We start from the raw sequence: 22,514 nt of genomic DNA, 5'->3' as shown, positions 1-22,514 counted from the left end.
ATCAACGAGATAATTTAATTTCTTTGTTGGAAACAAAAAAGTCACTGTTGTCGTACGCTTGAACTGTTACTTGTTCATATAATCATGACAATTAAATGTCATTTTTATATGTATCTGTGCTTGCCGCAGTACACTTCTTAGCGAACAACATGATCAAAACACCACAGGAAACGGCAGGCCGTTCCGGCCGCCATGCAGCTTTTTCGTCCTCCGGGCGCTACACGGGGATGCTGGCCGCGATAGTCCGCCGCACCCGCTTGCCCCAGTTTTCCAAGTGTCATGTCGTTCCGCTGGCCCTGGCTTCCCTGCTGCTGGGCGCCGCCGCGCCCGCCAGTGCGCAAGTGCTGTGGGAGGATTACCGGGGCGTCGAGCGGGTGCCGGCCAATCCGCTCGCGCCCAATTACAACAATGGCTTCAACGCGGGCAGCGCTGGCCGGCTCGCCAGTTTGGCGGCGCTGGCCACCAATCCTCCCGCCAACGCGGCGCGCATGGGTACCTCGCCGCAGCTGGACTGGGCCAATGGCACGGCCGGCAATCCTGCGCAGTTATGCAACCTCGACACGCAGCAGACGTCGGCTGCCTGCCGGGCCTGGATCATGGGCCGGGTGATGTACACGCTGGTGGTCTTTCCACAGGCGGGAAATTACAAATTCAGCGTTGCGCATGATGATGACGTGAAAGTCGATTTCTCGACCCAGTATTCGACGAATTACCGCAATACCGTGTACAACGTGCCCGTGGGCAGCGTGGCCGAATATTCGAATAATGAAACGGATTTTCAGAATCTGGCCGGCAATTTCAATAGCGCCACGCCGGGCGGCTGTTATCTGGCTCGCGTCCTGTGGAATAACGTGGGCGGCATCAATTATTTGCACATGCGTTGGACGCGTCCTGACAATGTGACGGAAATTATTCCCGCAGCGCAATTGCGCGATCCCAGCCTGGCCAGTTCCTATGCCAATTGCACCAATAGCAAGACCGACCTGGCCGTCGGCAAGGTGGGCCCGGCGCAGTTCTCTGTCGGCAAGCCCTTGAGCTATACCGTGAAAATCTGGAACCGCGGCCCGGCCCTCAGCACGGGCGCTGCCTTCAACGATATATTGCCAGCCAGCTTGAGCAATGTCAGCTGGACTTGCGCCGCCAGCGGCAGCGCTTCCTGCGGCACGAAAACCTCGGGTTCGGGCAGCAACAGCGTCGGTATTACCTTGGGTAATTTGCCCGTGAACGCGGCCGTCAGCGACCCCACCACGGGTTCTTATCTGACCGTGACGATCACGGCCACGCCGGGTGACGCCGCCAGCATCGTGAATACGGCCAATGTGATCGTCTCGCCCAATGAAACGGATAGCGATCTCAGCAACAACAGCAGCAGCACCACGGCCACGGTCAGGACGAATACCTTGACGGTGCTGAAGGTGCTGGCGCCCGCCAGCGACAGCGGCCTGTTCATCATGAATGCCAACGGCACGGCTGGCGCGCAGGGCGGCAACGGCGCCACGACCAGCGCCGTAGTGCGAGTTGGCAACCTCGCGACGTTCGCGGAAAGCGCGGGCACGGCCACCATCCTGGCCCAGTACCAGAGCAGCTACAGCTGCGCGCGCACGGATACGGCCGCCGTCATTTCCAGCGGCGCGGCCAGCGCGGGCAACCTCACCATGCCGGAAGCCCCCGTCACGTGTACCATCAGCAATCGCCGCCTGCAGGCGGACATGCAGGCGGTCACCACCGTGCCGCCCGGCCCCTACAATGCGGGCAGCGCCATCACCGTCACGGGCGTGTGCACGAATAACGGCCCCGACAACGCGGCCGCGCCCACTTGCGTGATGAGCGGCTTGCCGGCCGGCGCCACGTCCAGCTGCAGCGCGCCCGTGTCGCCCTTCATTCCCGGCTCGCGCATCAATTGCAGTTCGACCTTCAACCTGCCCGCCAGCGGCAGCCTGACGATCACCACGACGGCCGGCTCGACTACGCTGGACCCGATCCCCGCGAATAACGTCGACAGCGAGCCGCTGGGCATCGTCAGCCCGCTCGTGCGCGTGCAGAAAACCGTCGACAAGGCGGCCGCCACGGTGGGCGACACCGTGCAGTGGACCTTGAGCGCCGCTAACACCGGCACGGGTGCCACCACGGCGGCCCTGACCCTCGCCGATACCCTGCCGGCCAACCTGGCCAGCATCGTTGTCACGCCCACGGCGCCCACCACCTGCGCGGCGCTGGCCGGCAACACGCTCACCTGCACGGTGCCGGCCGGCCTGGCGCCGGGCGCCAGCGCCCAGGTGATCGTCAGCACCAGCCCCACGGCGGCAGGCAATTTCATCAACAGCGTGCTGCCGTCGGGAGGCAACGGCGCCAGCTGCGTCACGCCGGCCGCCTGCCAGACGACGACCGTCGTCAGCAAGCCGCTGGTCGACGTGACCACGACACTGAACGGTTTCCCCGGCACCTCGAACGCGGGCGATGTCATCGCTGGCGTCGTGACCTATGCCAACCTGGGACCGGGCGCGGCCGAAGGCGTGACGTACAGGCTGCAACTGGCCACAGGCCTGGCCGGCGTGTCGGTCACTGGCGTGAGCGGAACGTATGACGCGGGCACCGGCCTGATCACGTTCACGGGCTTGCCCGCGACCCTGGCGCCGGGACAGAGCGTCAGTTTCAACCTGTCGTACACCCAGCCGGGCAGCAATATTTCCTCGGTGACCAGCATCATCGCCACCACTTCCACCGAGGTGGCGAACGATTATCCGAACACGGCCACGGTGACGGTGCCGGGACCGAACGTGCGCGTCACCAAGACGGCCGACAAGGCCACGGCCAACGTGGGTGAGAATATCGTCTGGACGATCACGGCCAGCAATACGGGCAATGTCGCCAACCAGGGCGTCGTCAGCCTCGCCGATTTGCTGCCGCCGAACCTGGTGGTGACCAGCGTGGTGGCCGCACCGGGCGTGACGTGCCCGCCGCTGGCCAGCTGGGTGGCGTCGAGCACGCAGACGTGTACGGTCGCTGCCGGCCAGCTGGCCGCCCTGAACGGCAGCCGCACGGTCATCATCACCGCACACGCCACGGCCGCTGGCAGCCTGTCGAACCGCATCATGCCCAGCGGTCCGGACAACCCGGCTTGCAGCTCGGCCAGCGTATGCCAGACGACGAGCACCATCACCAGCCCGAAAGTGGCGGTGAAGAAAACCGTCGACCATGCCAGCGTGAATATCGGCGCGTCCCTGAGCTGGAGCGTCGTGGTGACGAACAGCGGCGATGGGGTGAGTACCGCGCCCATCACCCTGACCGATACCTTGCCGGCCAATCTGGCGAGCCTGAACGTGGCGCTGGTCGGCAGCGCCACCTGCGCCGTGCCAGCGGGGAATATACTCACCTGCACGGTGCCAGCCGGCCTGGCCGCGAACGGCGGCATTGGCGGCTTTACCGTCACGGCCCAGCCCACGGCTGCCGGCACCTATGCCAATAGCGTCGTGCCGTCCGGTCCCGACAACCCGACGTGCGCCACGGCCGGCGATTGCGCCACCACCAGCACGGTGACCAGCCCCAGCGTGGCCGTGACGAAAAGCGTCGACAAGACCACCGTCAACCTGGGCGACACCATCACCTGGACCTTGAAAGCGCGCAATAACGGCAGCGGTCCGACGAACGCGGTCATTACCTTGACGGACAGCTTGCCCGCCAATGTGGGCGCGCTGCAAATATTGCCCGTTGCGCCAGCATCATGCGGCGTGCCGGTCGGCACCACGCTCACGTGCAGCGTGCCGGCTGGCCTGGCCGCCAATACGGAAGCGAGCGTCGTCGTGAAAGCCGTGGCCAATGCGCCGGGCACGGTGGCCAACAGCCTCGCGCCTTCCGGCCCCGACAATCCGGCCTGCGCCACGCCGGGTGTGTGCCAGACAACGACGACCGTCACCAGCCCGAACGTGAGCGTGAAGAAAACCGTCGACAAGGCCACGGTCAACGTGGGCGAAACGATCACCTGGACCTTGGCTGTCAGCAATAGCGGCACGGGCGCCAGCACGGGCGCGGTGACCTTGAACGATACCTTGCCGGCCGGCTTGACGAATGTCGTCGTCAGCCCGCAGTCGCCCGCCACCTGCACCCCGCTGGCCGGCGCTACCCTGGCGTGCAGCGTGCCGGCCGGCCTGGCCGCCGGCGCTTCCGCCAAGGTGTTCGTGAGCGCCACGGCCACCCTGGCCGGCGCCGCCGTCAACGGCGTGGTGCCGGGCGGTCCCGATAACCCGGCCTGCGTGCAGCCCGGCGATTGCGGCACCACCACCACGGTGGTCAAGCTGCTGGTCGACGTCACCACCACCCTGAATAATTTCCCGCCGAATACGCTGGCGGGCGACACGATTTCCGGCACCGTCACCTACGCCAACGTGGGGCCGGGCCCGGCCGAAGGCGTGACGTACCTCCTGCAGCTGACGCCGGGCCTGGCCAACGTCACCTTGACGGGCGCCGTGGGCAGCTACAATCCCGCCACGGGCGTCGTGACCCTCAGCGGCTTGCCTGCGATCCTGGCGAATGGCCAGAGCACTAGCTTCAATGTCGGCTATACGCAGCCGGCCGACAACCTGTCGACGGTGACGTCGACGATCGCCACCACCTCGGTGGAAGTGGCGAACGACTTGCCGAACACGGCCATGGCGACCGTGCCCGGTCCCATCATCCGCGTGACGAAACTGGCCGACAAGACGACGGCCAACGTGGGCGAGACGGTGACGTGGACCATCACGGCGACGAACACGGGCAGCCTGGGCAACCTGGGCGTGGTGACCCTGACGGATATCCTGCCGGCCAACGTGACGGTACTGGCCGTGACGCCGGGCGCTGGCGTGACGTGTCCGCCGCTGGCCAGCTGGCTGGCCAACAGCGCGCAAGCGTGCACCATCGCCCCCGGCCAATTGGCCGCCGTGAATGGCAGCCGCAGCATCACCATCAGCGCCACGGGAACGGCAGGCGGCAGCCTGGGCAATAAAGTGCTGCCGAGCGGACCGGACAATCCCGCCTGCGCGCAGGCCGCCTCGTGCCAGACCACGACTACCATCCTCAGTCCGCAAGTGGCCGTGCGCAAGACCGTCGACAAGAGCAGCATCAATGTCGGCGACGCGCTGACGTGGACCATTGCCGTGGCGAACACGGGCACGGGTGCGACGCGCGGCGTCATCACCCTGACCGATACCTTGCCCGCCAACCTGACCTTATGGCAGGTCTTGCCATCGGCGCCGGCCACCTGCGCCGTGCCGAATGGCAACCAGCTGGTGTGCGCGATTCCCGCCGGCATGGCCGCAGGTTCCACCTTGAATATCATCGTCAAGGGCCTGGCCACGGCGGCTGGGGCCTTCGTCAATACGGTGGTGCCGAGCGGCCCGGACAACCCGGCCTGTCTGCAGCCCGGCGATTGCAGCACCACCAGCACGGCCGTGAAACTGCTGGTCGACGTGACCACCACCCTGAACGGCTTCCCCGGCAGCACGCACGCCGGCGACACGATTGCCGGCACGGTGACCTTCAGCAATATCGGTCCCGGCGCGGCCGAAGGCGTGAGCTACAGCCTGCAGCTGGCGCCCGGCCTTGCCGGCGTCACCTTGAATGGCGTGACGGGCAACTATAATGCAGGATCGGGCCTGGTGACGTTCACCGGCGTACCCGCGACCCTGGCGCTGGGGCAGGGCTTCAGCTTCCAGCTTGGCTACACCCAGCCGGCCAGCAATCTGTCGACCGTGGTCAGCCGCATCGCCACGACATCGACGGAAGTGGCGAACGACCAGCCGAACGTGGCGACCGTCACCATGCCTGGTTCCATCATCCGCGTCAGCAAGACGGCCAACAAGGCCGTGGCGAACGTGAACGAGGAAATCATCTGGACGATTACGGCCAGCAACACGGGCAGCCTGGCCAACCAGGGCGCCGTGGTGCTGACGGACTTGCTGCCGCCAAATATTGTCATCACGGCAGTGACGCCTGACAGCGGCGTGACGTGTCCGCCGCTGGCCAGCTGGGTCGCCAACAGCAGCCAGAGTTGCAGCGTGGCTATCGGCCAGCTGGCGGCGGGCAATGGCCAACGCCAGATCGTGCTGACCGGCAAGGCCAGCGCGGGCGGCAGCCTGGCCAACCAGCTGATGCCGAGCGGTCCGGACAATCCGGCCTGCTTCCAGGCCAGCAGTTGCCAGACCAATACCACCATCACCAGCCCGGCTCTGGCGCTGAAGAAGACCGTCGACAAGATTGCGCTGAATGTCGGCGATAGCCTGAGCTGGAGCATCACCCTGGCCAACACGGGCACGGGCGCCAGCACGGCCGTTGCCACCGTAACGGACACCTTGCCGGCCGGCCTGGCGGATATCGTCGTCACGCCCGCCGCGCCCGTCACCTGCGCGCCGCTGGCCGGCAATATCCTGACGTGCAGCGTGCCGGCCGGCCTCGCCGCAGGCAGTGCCGCCACGCTGCAAGTGACGGCGCGCGCCGTCGCCGCCGGCAGTCTGGCCAATAGCGTCAGCGTCAGCGGTCCGGATACCCCCGTTTGCCTGCAGGCGGGCGATTGCGGCACCACCAGCACGGTCAGTTCGCCCCTGTTAACGGCGAGCAAAACCGTCGACAAGACGGTCGCCAACGTGGGCGACACCCTGATATGGAGCCTGAGCTTGCGCAATACCGGCACGGGCCCCAGCACGGCCATCGCTACCCTCAGCGATACCTTGCCTGCAGGCCTGGCGAACGTGCTGGTCACGCCGGTGGCGCCCGTCACTTGCGCCGTACCGGTGGGTAATGTCGTCACGTGCAGCGTGCCGGCCGGCCTGGCCGCAGGCAGCGCCGCCAGCGTCAAGCTGAGCGCTACGGCCACCGCATCGGGCAGCCTTGTCAACGCGCTGGTGCCCGGCGGGCCGGACAATCCCGCCTGCGCCGTTCCCGGCGATTGCCAGACCACCACGGTGGTGTCGAAACTGCTGGTCGACGTGACCACGACCTTGAACGGCTTCCCCGCCAGCAGCAATGCGGGCGACGCCATCCGTGGCGTGGTGACGTTTGCCAATACGGGGCCGGGCGTGGCGGAAAATGTCACTTACAGCCTGCAGCTGGAAACGGGCCTGGCCGGCGTGTCGCTCAGCGCCATCAGCGGCGCGCCCGGCATCAGCGGCGCCTACAACAGCAGCACGGGCCTGTTCGTGCTGAGCGGCTTGCCGGCCACCCTGATCGCGGGGCAGAGCGCCAGTTTCAACCTGTTCTACACCCAGCCGGCCAGCAACAGTTCGCGCATCAGCAGCGTGGTGGGCACCAGTTCCACGGAAATCGTCAATGACTTGCCGAACACGGCGACGACGAACTTGCCAGGCCCCGTGATCCGCGCCAGCAAGACGGTCGATAAAGCGAACGCAGCCGTGGGCGATATCCTGACCTGGACCATCACGGTGGTCAACACGGGCAACTTGCCGAATCAAAATCCGGTCGTCGTCAGCGACGTGCTGCCCGCCAACATCGTCATCGTCAGCGTGACGCCCGATGCGGGCGTCGCGTGTCCGCCGGCGGCCAGCTGGACGCCAGGCAGCGTGCAGGCATGCACGGTGGCGGCAGGTCAATTGGCCGCCAGCAATGGCAGCCGCAAGATCGTCGTCACGGGCCGGGGATCGGTGGGCGGCAACCTGTCGAACCGCGTCGTGCCCTCCGGCGGCGACAATCCCGCCTGCGACACTGCCAGCGCCTGCCAAGCCACGAGCACCCTGGTGGCGCCGCAAGTCGCGGTGCGCAAGAGCGTCGACAAGAGCAGCGCCAACGTGGGCGACTTGCTGACCTGGACCATTACCGCCAGCAATGGCGGTACGGGCGCGACCAAGTCCGCCATCGTGCTGACCGACAACTTGCCAGCCGGCGTCAGCGGCGTACAGGTGTTGTCGACGCAACTGGCCACCTGCGCGCCAGTGGCCGGCAATATCGTCACCTGCAACGTGACGGCTGGGCTGGCGCCCGGCGGACAGGCGCAAGTCGTGCTGCGCGCCACGGTAAGCGCCGCCGGCGTGCTGCAAAACACGGTGTTGCCTGCCGGTCCCGACAACCCCGTGTGTATCCAGGCAGCCGATTGCACTACCAGCACCACGGCCATCAAACTGCTGGTCGACGTGACGACCACCTTGAACGGTTTCCCCGGCACCACCAATGCGGGCGACCAGATCAACGGCATCGTGACCTTCAGCAATGCTGGCCCTGGCACCGCCGAGAACGTGACGTACAACCTGAAGCTGGCGCAGGGCCTGATGGGGGTGACCTTGAGCGGCGCCGTGGGGAACTATGACGCCGTCAGCGGCATGCTGACGGTACAGGGTTTGCCGTCCAGCCTGGCGCTGAACGACGTGCACAGCTTTGGCCTGTCCTATATCCAGCCGGCCAGCAATGTGTCGACCATCGTCAGCATCATCGCCACCAGTTCCACGGAAGTGGCGAACGACTTGCCGAATACGGCAACGGTGACCATGCCGGGTCCCGTGATCCGCGTCACGAAGAGCACCAGCACGGTCAACGCCAACGTGGGCGACAGCATCGTCTGGACCATCACGGCCGTCAACAGCGGCGGCGTGGCCAACGCGGGCATCGTGACCCTGGCCGATATCCTGCCGGCGAATATCTCCGTGCTGGCCGTCAATGCCGACGCCGGTGTGACGTGTCCGCCGCTGGCCAGCTGGGTCGCGAACAGCGTGCAAAGCTGCCGCATTGCGGCAGGTCAATTGGCAGCCGTGAATGGCGCGCGCAGCGTGCGCGTGACTGCCACTGGCACCCTGGAAGGCAATCTGTCGAACCGTGTCATGCCGAGCGGTCCGGACAATCCGGCCTGCGCGCAGGCCAGCAGCTGCGAATCGAGCGTGGTGCTGACGGGGCCGAAAGTGGCCGTCAAGAAAATCGCCAACCGCGCGGCCGTCAACGTGGGCGAGACCGTGGTGTGGACGATCAGCGCCACCAACTCGGGCAGTGGTCCCACGCGCGCCGCCATGATCCTGGTCGATACCTTGCCGGCCGGCTTGACGAATGTGGTGGTGACGCCGCTGCGCGCCACCTGTGCGCCCGTGGCCGGCAATGTGCTCACCTGCAGCGTGCCTGCCGGCCTGATCGGCAATGGCGGCGAAGCCAGCGTGGAAGTGTCGGCCACCGTCACCCAGGCAGGCAGCGCGCGCAACAGCGTCGTGCCATCGGGGCCCGATGCGCCGCTGTGCCTGACCCCAAGCGATTGCCAGACCAGCACCAATGTCACCAGCCCCAGCGTGATGGTGAAGAAAGTGGCGGACAAGGCCAACGCCAGCATCGGCGACACCGTCAGCTGGACGATCACGGCCGCCAACGGTGGCAGCGGCGCCACCACGGCGGCCATCGTCCTGACGGATGACCTGGCTACCAGCCTGACGGACATCGCCGTCACGCCGGCCGCCCCCACCGTGTGCGCACCGCTGGCGGCAAATAAACTGGTCTGCACGGTGCCGGCCGGCCTGGCGCCCAATGCCGTGGCCGCCGTCACCGTCAGCGCGAAAGTGGCCGCCAGCGGCAGCTTGAGCAATACCATCGTGCCGACCGGCACGGACTTGCCGCGTTGCGCGCAAGCATCCGATTGCACGGCCGTCACGGAAGTGGCGAATCCGGCCATCGGCGCGGCGCTGGGAGTGGGCAAGGTGACCCAGCTGTCGGCCAAGGTCTTCAATGTGCCGTACACGGTGGTCGTCAAGAATGTGGGCAAGGGCACGGCATCGAACGTGCAGGCGCTCGACAGCCTGCGAGCCGCCTTCCCCGAGCCGGTGGCGTGCCGCATCGTCACGCCGCCTGCCGCTCCGGCCATCGGCGGCAGCAGGCAGCTGGCCGTCAACCCGGGCTTCACGGGCGGTTGCGGCGGCAGCGATCTGCGTTTGCTCAGCGGTGATGCGTCCCTGGCCGAAGGCGAACTGAGCGTCATTACTTTCACTGTGGAAATCACCGTGCAAGACAGCAGTGCGCCGCAGTACAACAACAGCGTGTTTGCCAGCGCCCTGGGCGGCAACATCGCCAACGGCGGCGGCAGCATCAGCGTGCCGCCGGCGCCGGCGGCGGGCACCATCGCCGCCAACCCGGGCTACACGCCGCCGGCGGGCAGCCTGGTGTTTGACGCTTCCAACAATGGCGGCGGCCATGCGGGCGCCGTGGCCACGGCCGCCGAGGTGGCCGCACTGGCGGAAAAGGTCGACCCGAACCGCAACGGCAATGCGTCGGAAACCGTGGGCGGCGTGCCGTTCACGGGTGAAGACACGCCCACGCCCGTGGTCTTGCTGCGCCAGGTGGTCGATGTCATCAAGGCGGTTTCGGCCCAGCAGCAAGTCGATGCCAGCAAGTTCGAGATCAGCTACACGGTGCAGGCGGCCAACCGCTATCCTGCCGGTTATCCGACCTCGACCATGGTGCAGGTGGCGGAAAACCTGAGGGCCGTCTTCCCCACGGCCACCAGCGTCACCCTCAAGCCGGGCAGCCTGGCCGTCACGGCGCGGCCCGCCAGCGCCACGGCCTGCGTCGCCAATCCCGACTTCAACGGTGCCACCGTGTTTGGCTTGTTGAAGGGCAAGGGGGACTTGCAGCCGCAGGAAAGCTGCAGCATCGGCTTCACGGTGCTGGTCGACTTCGGCAGCGTGGCGGCGATTCCCACGGTGCCGCAATTGAACCAGGTGTATGCGAGCACCATGTTCGGCACGGACGGCGGTGGCATGAATATCGGCCACAGCTACAGCGGCACGGGTACGTCGACGACGCCGGTGGCCCCCGCCAGCGTGCTGGCCCTGGCCAGTTCGGCAGATACCTTGCTGCTGCCGGCCACGCCCGGCGCGACGCCGCCGAGCTTCACGCCCGTGGTGTTCAACACGACGGACAAGCCGATGTTGTTGATCAGCAAGAGCGTCAACAAGACGCAAGCCGAGATCGGCGACAGCCTGCAATACACGATCGAGGTGAAGAACACGGGCGTGGCGACGGCATTCGGCGTCAGCGTGCTCGATAAACTGCCGGCCGGTTTCCGCTACATCGATGGCACCACCACGCGCAACAACGTGGTGCAACCGGATCCGTCCGGCAAGCCGGGGCCGCAGCTGAGCTTCAAGCTGGAATCCCTGGCGCCGAACGCCAGCTCCAGCTTCCGCTACCGCCTGCGCGTGGGCGTCGGTTCGCTGCAGGGCGACGGCGTCAACCGCGCCCAGGCAACGACCACCAACGGCCCGCCGTCGAACGAAGCGCGCGCGAAAGTGAAAGTCACGGGCGGCGTGTTCACCACGGATGCCTGCCTCGCCGGCAAGGTGTTTGTGGACTGCAACAACAACCACGTGCAGGACGGCGAGGAACTGGGCATTCCGGGCGTGCGTCTGTACATGGAAGATGGCACGAACTTCACCACGGACGTGGAAGGCAAGTACAGCTATTGCGGCATCACGCCGAATAGCCATGTGATCAAGGTCGATGGCGCGACCCTGCCACGTCTGAGCCGCATGATGGAAGCGTCGAACCGCAACCTCGGCGACCCGCACAGCCTGTTCCTCGATACCAAGAACGGCGAACTGCTGCGCGCTGACTTCATCGAGGGCTCGTGCTCGAATCCCGTGCTCGAGCAAGTCAAGGCGCGCCGTGCCCAGGGCGAAGTGCGCAGCGTGGAAAGGGAGGGCAGGGGACCGGGGCTGAGTTTCAGCAGCCAGCCGGCCGCCGCACCGGCCCAGGCGACGGACAGCGCCAACCAGCCTGTCGTCGCGCCCCGCCTGGTCACGCCAGCCGATGGAGGCAGCCATGCGCAATAAGCCTCTTTTACCCTACTTGCCGCCTGCCAATGCCGCCAAAGAGAAACAAGCCATGAAGAGAACGCTCCCCGCGCCCCGGCGCATGGCCGCCGCGCTGGCCCTGCTGGCATTTCCGGCCGCCAGTCTGGCGCAACTGCCCTTGCCGGAGCATGCGGCAGGCTCCGTCGTGGCGGCGCCGTCCTTCCTCGCCGGCAAGGTCGGCGGCACCGATTACGCCATCAACCGGGGCGTGGCGCGCATCGCCGTCGAGACGGATCACGGCGAGGCACCGGCCGATGGCCAGAGCCCCGTCAAGGTGACGGTCAGGCTGTATGACGCGCAGGGCAAGCCCTTGATGGGCACGGCCTTGCTGACCATCGAGGCCAGCGGCGGGCGTATCCTGCTGCCCGGCGCGCGGACCGATGAACTGGGCCCGGAGCGGCGCGACGCCGACAAGGTCACGCCCGGCACCCAATTGACGGTGGAGGATGGTGTAGCGAGCTTCAGCCTGCTGGCTCCGGCCACGCCGCAGGATGTGCTGCTGCGCGTGTCGGCCGGTGCCGTGGCGGCGCAGGGCACGATCAGTTTCTTGCCGGAATTGCGCGACATGCTGGCCGTGGGCTTGATCGACGGCATCATCAGCAAGCGCAGCCTGTCGAGCAGCGACATTTCGCCGTCGCGCTTCAACGATGGTTTCGAACGCGACATCCAGCGCTGGAGCCGCGCCTTCAACAATGGCAAGGCCAACGTGGCGGGCCGCGCGGCGATGTTTTTAAAAGGGACGATCCGTGGCGACGCCTTGCTGACGGCCGCCTACGACTCGGACAAGGATACGCGCGCGCGTCTCATGCGCGACGTCAATCCGGAAGAGTTTTATCCCGTCTACGGCGACAGTTCCGTGCGCAATTTCGACGCCCGCTCCAGCGACCGCCTGTATGTGCGCATCGACCAGCAGAAAAGCTACGTGCTGTACGGCGACTTTGCCACCGGCGACGGCTTCAGCCAGATGACGGGCGGCGGCGCCGTGGCCAACTTGCAGCAGAGAAAACTGGGCCAGTACAACCGCACGGCCACGGGCGGGCGCGGCCATTACGAGCGGGATGGCATCGTCGCGAATGCCTTCGCCATCAACGATAGCCTCAAGCAGGTGGTCGAGGAATACCGTGCGAACGGCACGTCGGGACCATTTGCCGTGCGCAACAACAACGCCATCGAAAACTCGGAAAAGATCGAGATCGTGGTGCGCGACAAGAACCAGAACGGCAATATCGTGCAAGTGACGCAGCTGCGCCGTTTCGAGGATTACAGCTTCGAGCCGTTCAGCGGGCGCATCCTGTTCAAGCAGGCGATCCCCGCGCTGACGCCGAATGGCGACCCGCAGTCGATCCGCATCAGCTATGAGGTGGACCAGGGCGGCGAGAAATTCTGGACCCTGGGCGTGGATGGGCAAGTGCAACTGGGCAAGATGGTGTCGCTCGGCGGCTCGGCCGTGGAAGATAAAAATCCCTTGTCGCCGTATAAATTGCACAGCGTCAATGCGGGCTTGCGCTTCGGCGAGCACAGCCTGCTGGTGCTCGAAGTGGCGCGCACCACGTCCACCAGCTACAGCGCGGGCGGCAGTATCTACACGACGCCATCCGGCCAGGCGGGCGAGCTGCGCGATGAAGTCAGTGGCAATGCGGCCCGGGTCGAGTTGCAGCACAAGGATGACAAGCTGGAAGCGAAAGCCTACTGGCACCGTTCCGACAGGGATTTCAACAATACGGCGGCCGGCATCACGGGCGGACGGGGCGAGGCGGGCGTGAAGGCGGGCTACAAGCTCAGTCCCGCCGTCACCGTGTATGGCGAGGCCATCCGCAGCGACGAGCGCAGCACGGATGCGCGCCGCGATGCGCAGCGCCTGGGCGTGGCGTGGAACGCCAGCGAACGCTGGCTGCTCGACGTGTCCGTCCAGCACATGAAGGAGAGCGGCGGCATGCCGTCGACGGCCGGCATCGCGCCGAATACCTCGCCGCTGGGCACGGGCCTCAATCCCACGGGCGGCTTCTTCGGCAACGGCACGGCCAATACGGCCATCGATCCTGTCACGGGCGGCAGCATCACCACGTTTGCGCCGATCAATCCCGGCGCTGGCACGGGCACGACGGCGCCGCTGGACGCCACCACCGTGCGCCTGGGGGCGCAATACAAGGCCACGGAGCGCTGGACGCTGAATGGCGACGTGGAAAAAAGCGTCTCCGATGCGGACCAGCACCGCTATGGCCTGGGCGCGCAATACCAGCTGGCCGAACGCAGCCGCCTGTACGCGCGCTATGAAAACCAGACGGGGCTGGCATCCGCCTACTCGCTCAATCCGGCCGACCGCAGCACCAGTTTCATCGCCGGCGCGGATACGGGCTACATGCCGGGCGGCACCGTGTTTGGCGAGTACCGCATGCGCGACGCCATGGATTACAGCCTCAGCAACCAGCGCGACCTGCAGCTGGCGTCCGGCTTGCGCAACACGTGGAACCTGGGCGAGGGGCTGGCGGCGAACACGAATATCGAATACCTGAAAGTCATGAACGGCCAGCAACAGCAAGCCGTGGCCGTGGCGGCGGGATTCGACTATGCCGTCAATCCCCTGTGGCGCGGCTCCGTCAAGCTCGAGTACCGGCGATTGTTCGACAGCGAGATCGCGCCGGGCAACCAGCGCCAGGATCAATGGCTCAATACCATCGCCTGGGCGCGCAAGCTGAGCCGCGATTGGACCTTGCTTGCGCGTAATTACCTGCTGTACACGCGCAACAACGACGACGCCAGCGGCGCGCCCGTGGGCAACGTGCTGCAGGATAGGGCGCAGCTGGGCTTTGCCTGGCGCCCCGTGGACGACAACCGTTTCAACGGCCTGGCCCGCTACGAGTACAAGACCGTGCGCGACCAGTCGCAGATCGATGGCGACAATTACCGCGCGCACATCGTTTCCACGCACCTCGATTACCACCCCAGCCGTCCATGGTGGTTCACGGGCAGGGTCGCCGCCAAGCACAACAACGACAAGAACCTGCCTGCCGGGCAAGAGAAATACACGGCATGGCTGTTTTCCGGGCGCACCGTGTACGACATCAGCAAGCACTGGGATATCGGCGTGCTGGCGGCCGTGATGGGCAGCCCGCAAGGGGGCAGCCGCCAGTGGGCCAATGGCGTCGAAGTGGGCTATCTGCTGGCGCAAAACCTGTGGCTGTCGGCCGGACACAACTGGTCGGGCTTTTCCGACCGCGACCTGACGGGCGCCGACTACACGGCGCGCGGCCCCTACCTGCGCCTGCGCTTCAAGTTCGATGAAAACCTGTTCAAAGGCAAAGACGCCACCATCAACCGTACCCTGGCCCGGCCATGAAAACTACCATGACTCCGAAAATGACACCGACGATGACACCGACGAAGATACCAATGAACGCACTGATACCGCTCGCCAGCCTGCTGGCCATGGGACTGGCCCAGGCGGCCACGCCCGCCCTGCCGACGGCGCCGCTGGCCATGCCCCAGCTGCGCATCAGCGACCAGGCCGTCTCTGCGGACCAGCAGGCTTACCGCCTGCTGCAGGAACGCATCAAGAAGCTCAACGACGGCGGCGTGCGCGTGGGCGATTATTACCTGTCCAAGGCGCAATGCTGGCTCGACGTGTCCTTCCATGAGTACACGCGCAACGATCGCTCGGCCTTTCCCCTGCAAGCCTTGCAGGAATCGGCAAAGATCGTCGCCGCGCTGGAAGACGGCAGCACGCCCAATCCCGGCGACGCCACGCCGCTGGTGAACGATGCCACGCGCCTGCGCGACGATCTGTGGTCCGGCTTTGGAACGTTGCGCGAGTCGCCCGGCTTCGCCTGTGCGGCGCAAAAGGTGGCGTGCGGCGAAGTGGAACTGGTGCATGCGGGCAATGAGTACAAGCAGCAGGGCTGGCGCCACGCGAACCCTTACGTGCAGCTGGCCGAGGATGCGCAGGCGGCCGCCCAGTCCGCCGCCGCGGCTTGCCCTGCCGACAAGCCGAAGCCGCCGGAAATCCTGCCGCCGCGCATCGAGCATGAACGCATCACCCTGGACATGGATGCTTTGTTCCGTTTCGACAAGGCCGGTGCGGCCGACGTGCTGCCGCAGGGCGTCGAGAAAATCCGGGAACTGGCGGCGCGCCTGAAGCAGGGCTATGTGCAGATCGATACGCTTTCCGTAACGGGCCACACGGACCGCCTGGGTTCGGACAGCTACAACCAGGCCCTGTCCGAACGGCGCGCGCTGACGGTGAAACAGTTGCTGCGCGAGCAAGGCATCGCCAATGTCATCAGCGCGTACGGCAAGGGCAAGGCGGAACCCGTCGCCGCCTGCGACAAGGTGGCGCCGCGCGCCGCCCTGATCGCCTGTCTGCAGCCGAACCGCCGCGTGGAAATTGAGTTGACGGGTATCAAAAGTTCCGCGAAGGAAGGCGGCGCACCATAGCGCTACGTCATAAGGCGGTCATATGGCGCTGTTATGATGCTTTTGTTGGCACACAGCATGCAATGCGCAAATCACTACGCTCCGGGAGCGATAGGATGCAGGCATGACTCAACAGCTTAGCCGGTGAGCTCAACCATCGGCACCAGATATGTAAAACTTGTTTTATAGTAATGATTGCAGGGTGGGACAGGGGAAATGCGGGGATCGGGCGGGGATTTAATGAAGTCCTAAGCCTGTTTCCGGCAAGGGCTGGCATAGTGGATACATGGCGCACGGAAACCCCGGGCGCAAGGTTGCCGGACACCTCAATGACCGGCACGATTTCCACTTTTTCATGTGTTTTCCTGCTTTATCCCTGCGCTCTGAAACAGCGTTTCAACCGGCTACCGCACTTTGCGAAGCCGGTTTTTTTTGCCCGGATTTTCGTACAGGGCTGAAAAATGCCCGGCGCCGCCGTACTGCGGCGCCGGGCGCGGGCGCTTAGCCCGTTTGCTTGGCCAGCCACGCATCGACGGCCGGCAGGCGTTCGGCACGCACCTTGATGCGGTACTTGATGCCGGCCACGGAACTGTCGGCGTCGCCGCGCGCGCTGGCCGGCAGGTTGGCCTGCGCATACGCTTCCAGCTTGGCGATCATTTCCGGCTGCGCCGAACCGGCCGCCAGGCGCGGGAAGTAGCGGCTGCGCGAACTGGCGTCGATGCGCGCATTGACTTGCTCCAGGTGCGCCAGCGCGAAGTCGAAGGCCAGTTCAGGATGCCTGCGCGAAACGCGCGAGATCATGGCCGGGCTGTTGGTCACGCCAGGTTCATCCGTGAGCGCCAGCGCCAGCGCCCGCTGCGCCAGGGCCGCATCGTCGGTCGAGGCCAGCAAGTCGTACAGCTGGTTCTTGACCAGCGGCGTCTTTTCCTGCTGCGCCTTGGCGTGCAGCTGCTCCCAGGTGGCGGCGTCCGCATGCTGCGCCACCACGCCCAGGATGGTGCGGCGCAGCGGCGCAGGCATGGCGGCCGGATCCTGTTCGCTGGCCGCGTAGCGGCGGCGCGCTTCTGCGATCACCCCCGGCTCGCCCATGTCGCCGAGGATGGAAATCAGGCGTCCGCGCAGGGTCGCCACGCTCGACGCTTCGCCCGCGCGCGCTTCCCAGCCCGTCTGCGCCATCATCGGCGCCAGGCGCGCCATGGCAAAGCGGCCGAAAGCCTGCTGGCGCGCCTTGCTTTCCGCGCTATCGCCCGCATACTGCTCATACAGGCCGTTCAGCGAGCCGGCCACGCGGCCCAGCACTTGCGGATCGGCCGACAGCGGCGTGGCCTTCACCAGTTCCAGGAAAGCCGCCGGGTCTTGCAAGCCCGCCATGCCCAGCGACTGGCTGTCCGCCAGCAAGCCCAATTGATCGATCGGCGCCAGGCGTGCGAAGCTGCCCGCCAGCGCGTGCGTGCCGGCTGGCGCGTACAGGGTGCGGTAGTAGCCGCTCTGGCCCGCGTTCACCAGCAGGGCGCCGCAACCGGGCACGTTCAGGGTCGCCTTGCCATTCTTGATCACTACCTTGGCCAGCTTGCCGTTGCCGACCGTCGAAGCGATCACCGGCACTTTCCACGACAGCGGCTTCTTGTCCGGCTGATCCTTGGAAAATTCCGTCTGCGTCAAGGTCACGCGCGTACTGCCCTTCCTGCACACGGCTGCGCCGACGGTGATCATCGGCACGCCCGGCTGCAGGGTGAAGTCATGGGCGATGGCGCTGACGGGCTTGCCCGCGGCCGCATCGACTTCGCGCCACAGGTCGTCCGACACAGTATTGCCATACGCATGCTTGCGCATGTAGCTGCGCACGGCCGTGCGCCACGTGTCGGCGCCCACGTACGCTTCGAGCATGCGGATCACCGCTTCGCCCTTCTGGTAGGTGATGCCGTCGAAGGCCTGGCTGGCCTGTTCCACGGTGGCGATGCGCTGCACCACCGGGTGCGTGGTGCGCAGCGCATCCTGGCTCATCGCCGATTCGCGTCCGCCCACGTTGGACAGGGCCGTGTTCCATTCCGGGTGCAGACGCTCCGTGGTGCGGCTTTCCATCCACGATGCAAAACCTTCGTTGAGCCACAGGTCGTCCCACCAGCGCATGGTGACCAGGTCGCCGAACCACTGGTGCGCCATTTCATGCGACAGGGTGGTGTAGATGTTTTCCTTGTCGGTCTGCGTCGAGATGGTCGGGTCGAGCAGCAGGCCGTATTCGAAGGTGAAGACGGCGCCCCAGTTTTCCATGGCGCCGAAGAACTGGCTGCGGCCCGGCGCGGCGATGTTGTCGAGCTTGGGCAGCGGGTAGCGCACGCCGAAATAATCGTTGTATTCGCGCAGCAGGGCGCTTGACTCGTCGAGCGCGAAGCGGCTTTGCGCCAGCGCGCCCTTCTTCGTGATGACGCCTATTTCCGTGCCGTCGCTCATGGCCGTGGCGCGCTCGAAGTCGCCCAGGCCGAAGAACAGCAGATAGGTCGACATGCGCGGCGTGGTGGCGAAATACACGTGCTTCTTGCCATTGCCCAGCTCTTCGCTGCGGGCGATCGGCATGTTGCCGACGGCCATTTGGTTGCTCGGCACGACCACGTCCAGCGCGAAGGTGGCCTTGTAGTCCGGTTCATCCCACGATGGCAGCATGCTGCGCGCATCCGAATTCTCGAACTGCGTGTACAGGGCGCGCTGGCGTCCTTGCGGCGTATCGTAGTCGAGCGAGAACAGGCCCGTCGCCTGCGTGCCGATCTTGCCGGTGTAGTCGATGCGCAACAGGTACTCGCCCTTGGCCAGCGGCTCGGCAAAATGCACGGTGGCCGTCTGCTTGTCCGCATCGATATCGATCTTGCGCGTCACCTGCTTGCTGCCGCCCGCGCCTTCGATGGCGGCGGCGGCAAACGCCAGGTTCAGGGCATTGAAGGTGATGCTGGATGTTGGCGTGTCGACGGCCACCTTGATGGCGGCTTCGCCCTTGAAGGTCGAGGCGGCGGCATCCGGCGTGATCGACAGGATGTAGTGCAAAGGCGTGACGCCGCGCGGCAGCTGCGTGGTGGTGCCAAGGGCGTGGCTGGCCGACGCGTATTTGGCGGCGGGCGCGGCGTGGCCCGGGGTGAAGCCGGTGACGGCGGTCAGCGCCAGGACGGCGGCGGCCAGATGGCTGCGGCGGAAACGCGGAGTCGGTGTGCGATGCATGGTATGCCCTTCGTTCATGGGTAAAACGCCCGCCGGCCGGGTAGGCTGCGAGCGTTGATGGCGGTTGGGGGACATCGCTGGAACTGGAAGCCAGCGTTCCCGTACAGCAATCTAAGTGGAAACGGGGGCAAAGTCAACGCGCCAGGAGCGCCGCACCACGACGGTGCGCTGGTATGATGGGCGCCTGACTGCATTGCCACAGGCTGGTGCCGCACCTGATTGTCAACCACCATCCACCACTACAACGAGACGAGACCTGCACATGAAACTGACTATCAGCCCCCGCACGCCCAATCCACGCCGCGTCACCATGTTCATCGCCGAGAAGGGCATCACCGGCATCGAGGAAGTGGCGCTCGACCTGATGGCGGGGCAGCACCGCGATCCCGCCTTCCTGGCGAAAAACCCGCTGGGCCGCGTGCCCGTGCTGGAATTGGCGGACGGGCGTGTGCTGACCGAGACGCGCGCCATCTGCACCTACCTGGAAGGCTTGCAGCCGCAGCCGAACCTGATGGGCGAAGGCTTCGAGGAACGCGCCTTCATCGAAATGGCCGACCGCCGCGTGGAACTGCATTTGTTCAGCGCCACCGCCAACTGGGTGCGCCACGGCCATCCGGCCCTGGTGGCGCTGGAAAACCCGCAGTTTCCCGATTTCGCCGCGGCGCAGGCGGGCAAGCTGCGCGAAACGGCGCAATGGCTGGACCAGGTGCTGGGCAGCCAGCCGTACATCGCCGGCGAACGGTTCACGATTGCCGACATCACGGCCTTCTGCGCGCTGGAATTTGCGCGCGGCCTGATGAAGTACCGTCCCGGCGCGGAAGGCTTGTCCAACCTGCAGGCTTACCGCGACCGCATCGCCGAACGCCCCAGCGCGCAGGCGAAGTAGGCAATCCTGCAGCTGGGCAGGGTCGGGCAGGTCGGATTAGCGGGATGCGTAATCCGACACCACCCCATTACTTCAGCTGCTCCCGCAGGAAGGTGTAGGTCAGCGCCCACATCAGCGCCTGCTGGTCGTTGTTGGCGGCACCCGCGTGGCCGCCTTCCGTATTTTCCCAGTACAGCACGTCGTGGCCTTGCTCTTCCATCTTCGCCACCATCTTGCGCGCATGGCCAGGGTGGACCCGGTCGTCGCGCGTCGAAGTGGTAAACAGCACGCGCGGATATTTCTTGTCCTTGAAGACGTTCTGGTACGGCGAGTATTTGCTGATATAAGCCCATTGTTCCGGCACGTCCGGGTCGCCGTACTCTCCTATCCACGAGGCGCCCGCCAGCATCTTGTTATAGCGGCGCATGTCGAGCAGCGGCACCTGGCTGACGACGGCGTTGAACAGGTCGGGACGCTGCACCAGCACGGCGCCCGTCAGCAGGCCGCCATTGCTGCCGCCCATGATGCCCAGGTGGCGCGGGCTGGTGACCTTGCGCTTGATCAGATCCTGCGCCACCGAGATGAAGTCGTCATACGCGCGCTGGCGGTTTTCCTTCAATGCCGCCTGATGCCAGCGGGGGCCGAATTCGCCGCCGCCGCGGATATTCGCCAGCACGTACACGCCGCCCTTTTCCAGCCACGCTACGCCCGTGGTGCCGCTGTAGCTGGGTTTCAGCGACACTTCGAAGCCGCCATAGCCATACAGCACGGTGGGGTTGCTGCCGTCGAACTTCGTCTTCTTGGCCATGATGGCGAAATACGGCACCCTGGTGCCATCCTTCGACGTCGATTCGAACTGCTCCACCTTGTACGGCGCCGCGTCGTAGTAGGCGGGCAGCGACTTGATTTTCGTGCGCTTGTCGCTCTGCGCCGTGGCCAGGTACAGGGTGGTCGGATTGAGGAAGTCGGTCACCGTCAGGAAGTACTGGTCCGAGTCGACGGAATCGAGCGCGCTGACGGCCAGGGTGCCCAGTTTCGGCGCATCGACGGCGCGGCGCTGCCACTTGCCGTTCACATGGCGCAGTTCCGTCAGGCGGTTCTTGACCTTGTCCAGGGTCGTCACGAGGATGGCCGATTTCGTCGCCGTGACATTGTCCAGCGAAGACGTGGCCGTTGGCGCGTACAGCACTTCCAGTTCCTGCTTGCCCTGCATGAAGGCCTTGAAATCCGTCGCCAGCAATGAGCCTTGCGCATAGGTCTTGCCGTTGACTTTCCAGTCGGAGCGCAGGGTGATGACCAGCTGGTCGCGCACGGTGAATGCCGTCGCATCGTCCGGTTTCGGCACTTTCTTCAACTCGGCGCCGTCGCGCAGGAACATTTCGCCGCTGTAGAAATCGATTTGCCGCTCGATGAACTGGTGTTCGTGGCCGGGCGTGAAATCCTTGTAGGCGCCCGCACTCAGGTCGTCGGGCCTGGCTTCGTACAGCGTTTGCGCCTGCGCCAGCGGCGTGCCGCGCTGCCACTGCTTGATGATGCGCGGGTAGCCGGAGCTGGTCATCGAGCCGGGGCCGAAATCCGTGGAGACGAACAGGGTATCCTGGTCGATCCAGCTGGCGCTGCCTTTCGCTTCGGGCAGGGTAAAGCCGCCGTCGACAAAGGCGCGCCTGGCCACGTCGTATTCGCGCACCACCTTGGCGTCGCCGCCGCCGCGCGACAGGGAAATGAGGCAGCGTTCGCCCTTCGGATACAGGCAGGTGGCGCCGCCCCAGACCCAGTTTTCACTCTCGCCGGCGGCCAGCTGGTCGAGGTCGATCACGGTTTCCCAATTTGGCTCGGCCAGCTGGTATTGCGCCAGGGTGGTGCGGCGCCAGATGCCGCGCACGTGCTGGGCGTCGCGCCAGAAGTTGTAGTAATACTCGCCTTCCTTGCTGACGTAGGGAATGCGTTCCTTGGAATTGAGGATGGTTTTCAGGCGCGCCTGCAGGGCGGCGAAACCGGGCTGGCTTTCCAGTTCCTTGGTGCTCACGGCATTGTGCTGCCTGACCCAGGCCAGCGGCTTGTCGCCGAGGACTTCTTCCAGCCAAAGGTGGGGATCGGTAGGGGTGGAGGCGGGCGCCGGGGCTTGGGCATGGGCGACGCCCGCTGTGGCCAGGCCCAGCAGCATGCTGCCGGCAAACTTGCGATAAAAAGACATGGACAGGGTTCCTTGACGATGGTCGGTTGTGCCG

At 65.6% G+C, this 22,514-nt stretch carries 6 protein-coding genes; 4 read left to right on the top strand and 2 right to left on the bottom strand.

What is annotated here, in order from left to right; translation table 11 throughout:
* Positions 1-149: 149 nt before the first annotated feature.
* From U0004_RS20195 to U0004_RS20185, 3 genes are read left to right on the top strand one after another with little or no spacing between them, the layout of a single operon-like run.
* The gene (locus U0004_RS20195) at positions 150-11,783 is read left to right on the top strand and encodes a DUF11 domain-containing protein (RefSeq protein WP_167468684.1); all 11,634 of its coding nucleotides are present in this window, start codon (positions 150-152) and stop codon (positions 11,781-11,783) included.
* A gap of 52 nt (positions 11,784-11,835) precedes the next feature.
* Positions 11,836-15,141 carry a hypothetical protein gene (locus U0004_RS20190; RefSeq protein ID WP_139144150.1) on the top strand — a complete coding sequence of 1,102 codons (3,306 nt, stop codon included), beginning with the start codon at positions 11,836-11,838 and terminating at the stop codon, positions 15,139-15,141.
* 53 nt (positions 15,142-15,194) lie between these two features.
* Complete coding sequence (locus tag U0004_RS20185) at positions 15,195-16,235, top strand: OmpA family protein (protein WP_070256584.1); 1,041 nt, start codon at positions 15,195-15,197, stop codon at positions 16,233-16,235.
* A gap of 480 nt (positions 16,236-16,715) precedes the next feature.
* On the opposite strand, the gene U0004_RS20180 is transcribed toward U0004_RS20185, so the two are convergent.
* A complete protein-coding gene (locus U0004_RS20180; RefSeq protein WP_070256585.1) occupies positions 16,716-19,421 on the bottom strand; it encodes a M1 family metallopeptidase in 2,706 nt (901 codons plus the stop codon).
* Between the two features lie 262 nt (positions 19,422-19,683).
* Between U0004_RS20180 and U0004_RS20175 the strand changes: the two genes are divergently transcribed.
* Positions 19,684-20,307 carry a glutathione S-transferase family protein gene (locus U0004_RS20175; RefSeq protein WP_034779137.1) on the top strand — a complete coding sequence of 208 codons (624 nt, stop codon included), beginning with the start codon at positions 19,684-19,686 and terminating at the stop codon, positions 20,305-20,307.
* A 67-nt stretch (positions 20,308-20,374) separates the two neighbouring features.
* Here U0004_RS20175 and U0004_RS20170 read toward each other — a convergent pair whose 3' ends face one another.
* The gene (locus U0004_RS20170; protein ID WP_070256586.1) at positions 20,375-22,480 is read right to left on the bottom strand and encodes a prolyl oligopeptidase family serine peptidase; all 2,106 of its coding nucleotides are present in this window, start codon (positions 22,478-22,480) and stop codon (positions 20,375-20,377) included.
* Positions 22,481-22,514: the final 34 nt, after the last annotated feature.

It is taken from the genome of Janthinobacterium lividum (assembly GCF_034424625.1).
Lineage (GTDB): Bacteria > Pseudomonadota > Gammaproteobacteria > Burkholderiales > Burkholderiaceae_D > Janthinobacterium > Janthinobacterium lividum.
Note: the sequence above shows the minus strand (reverse complement) of the source record. Positions and strands in the feature narration are given on the sequence as shown.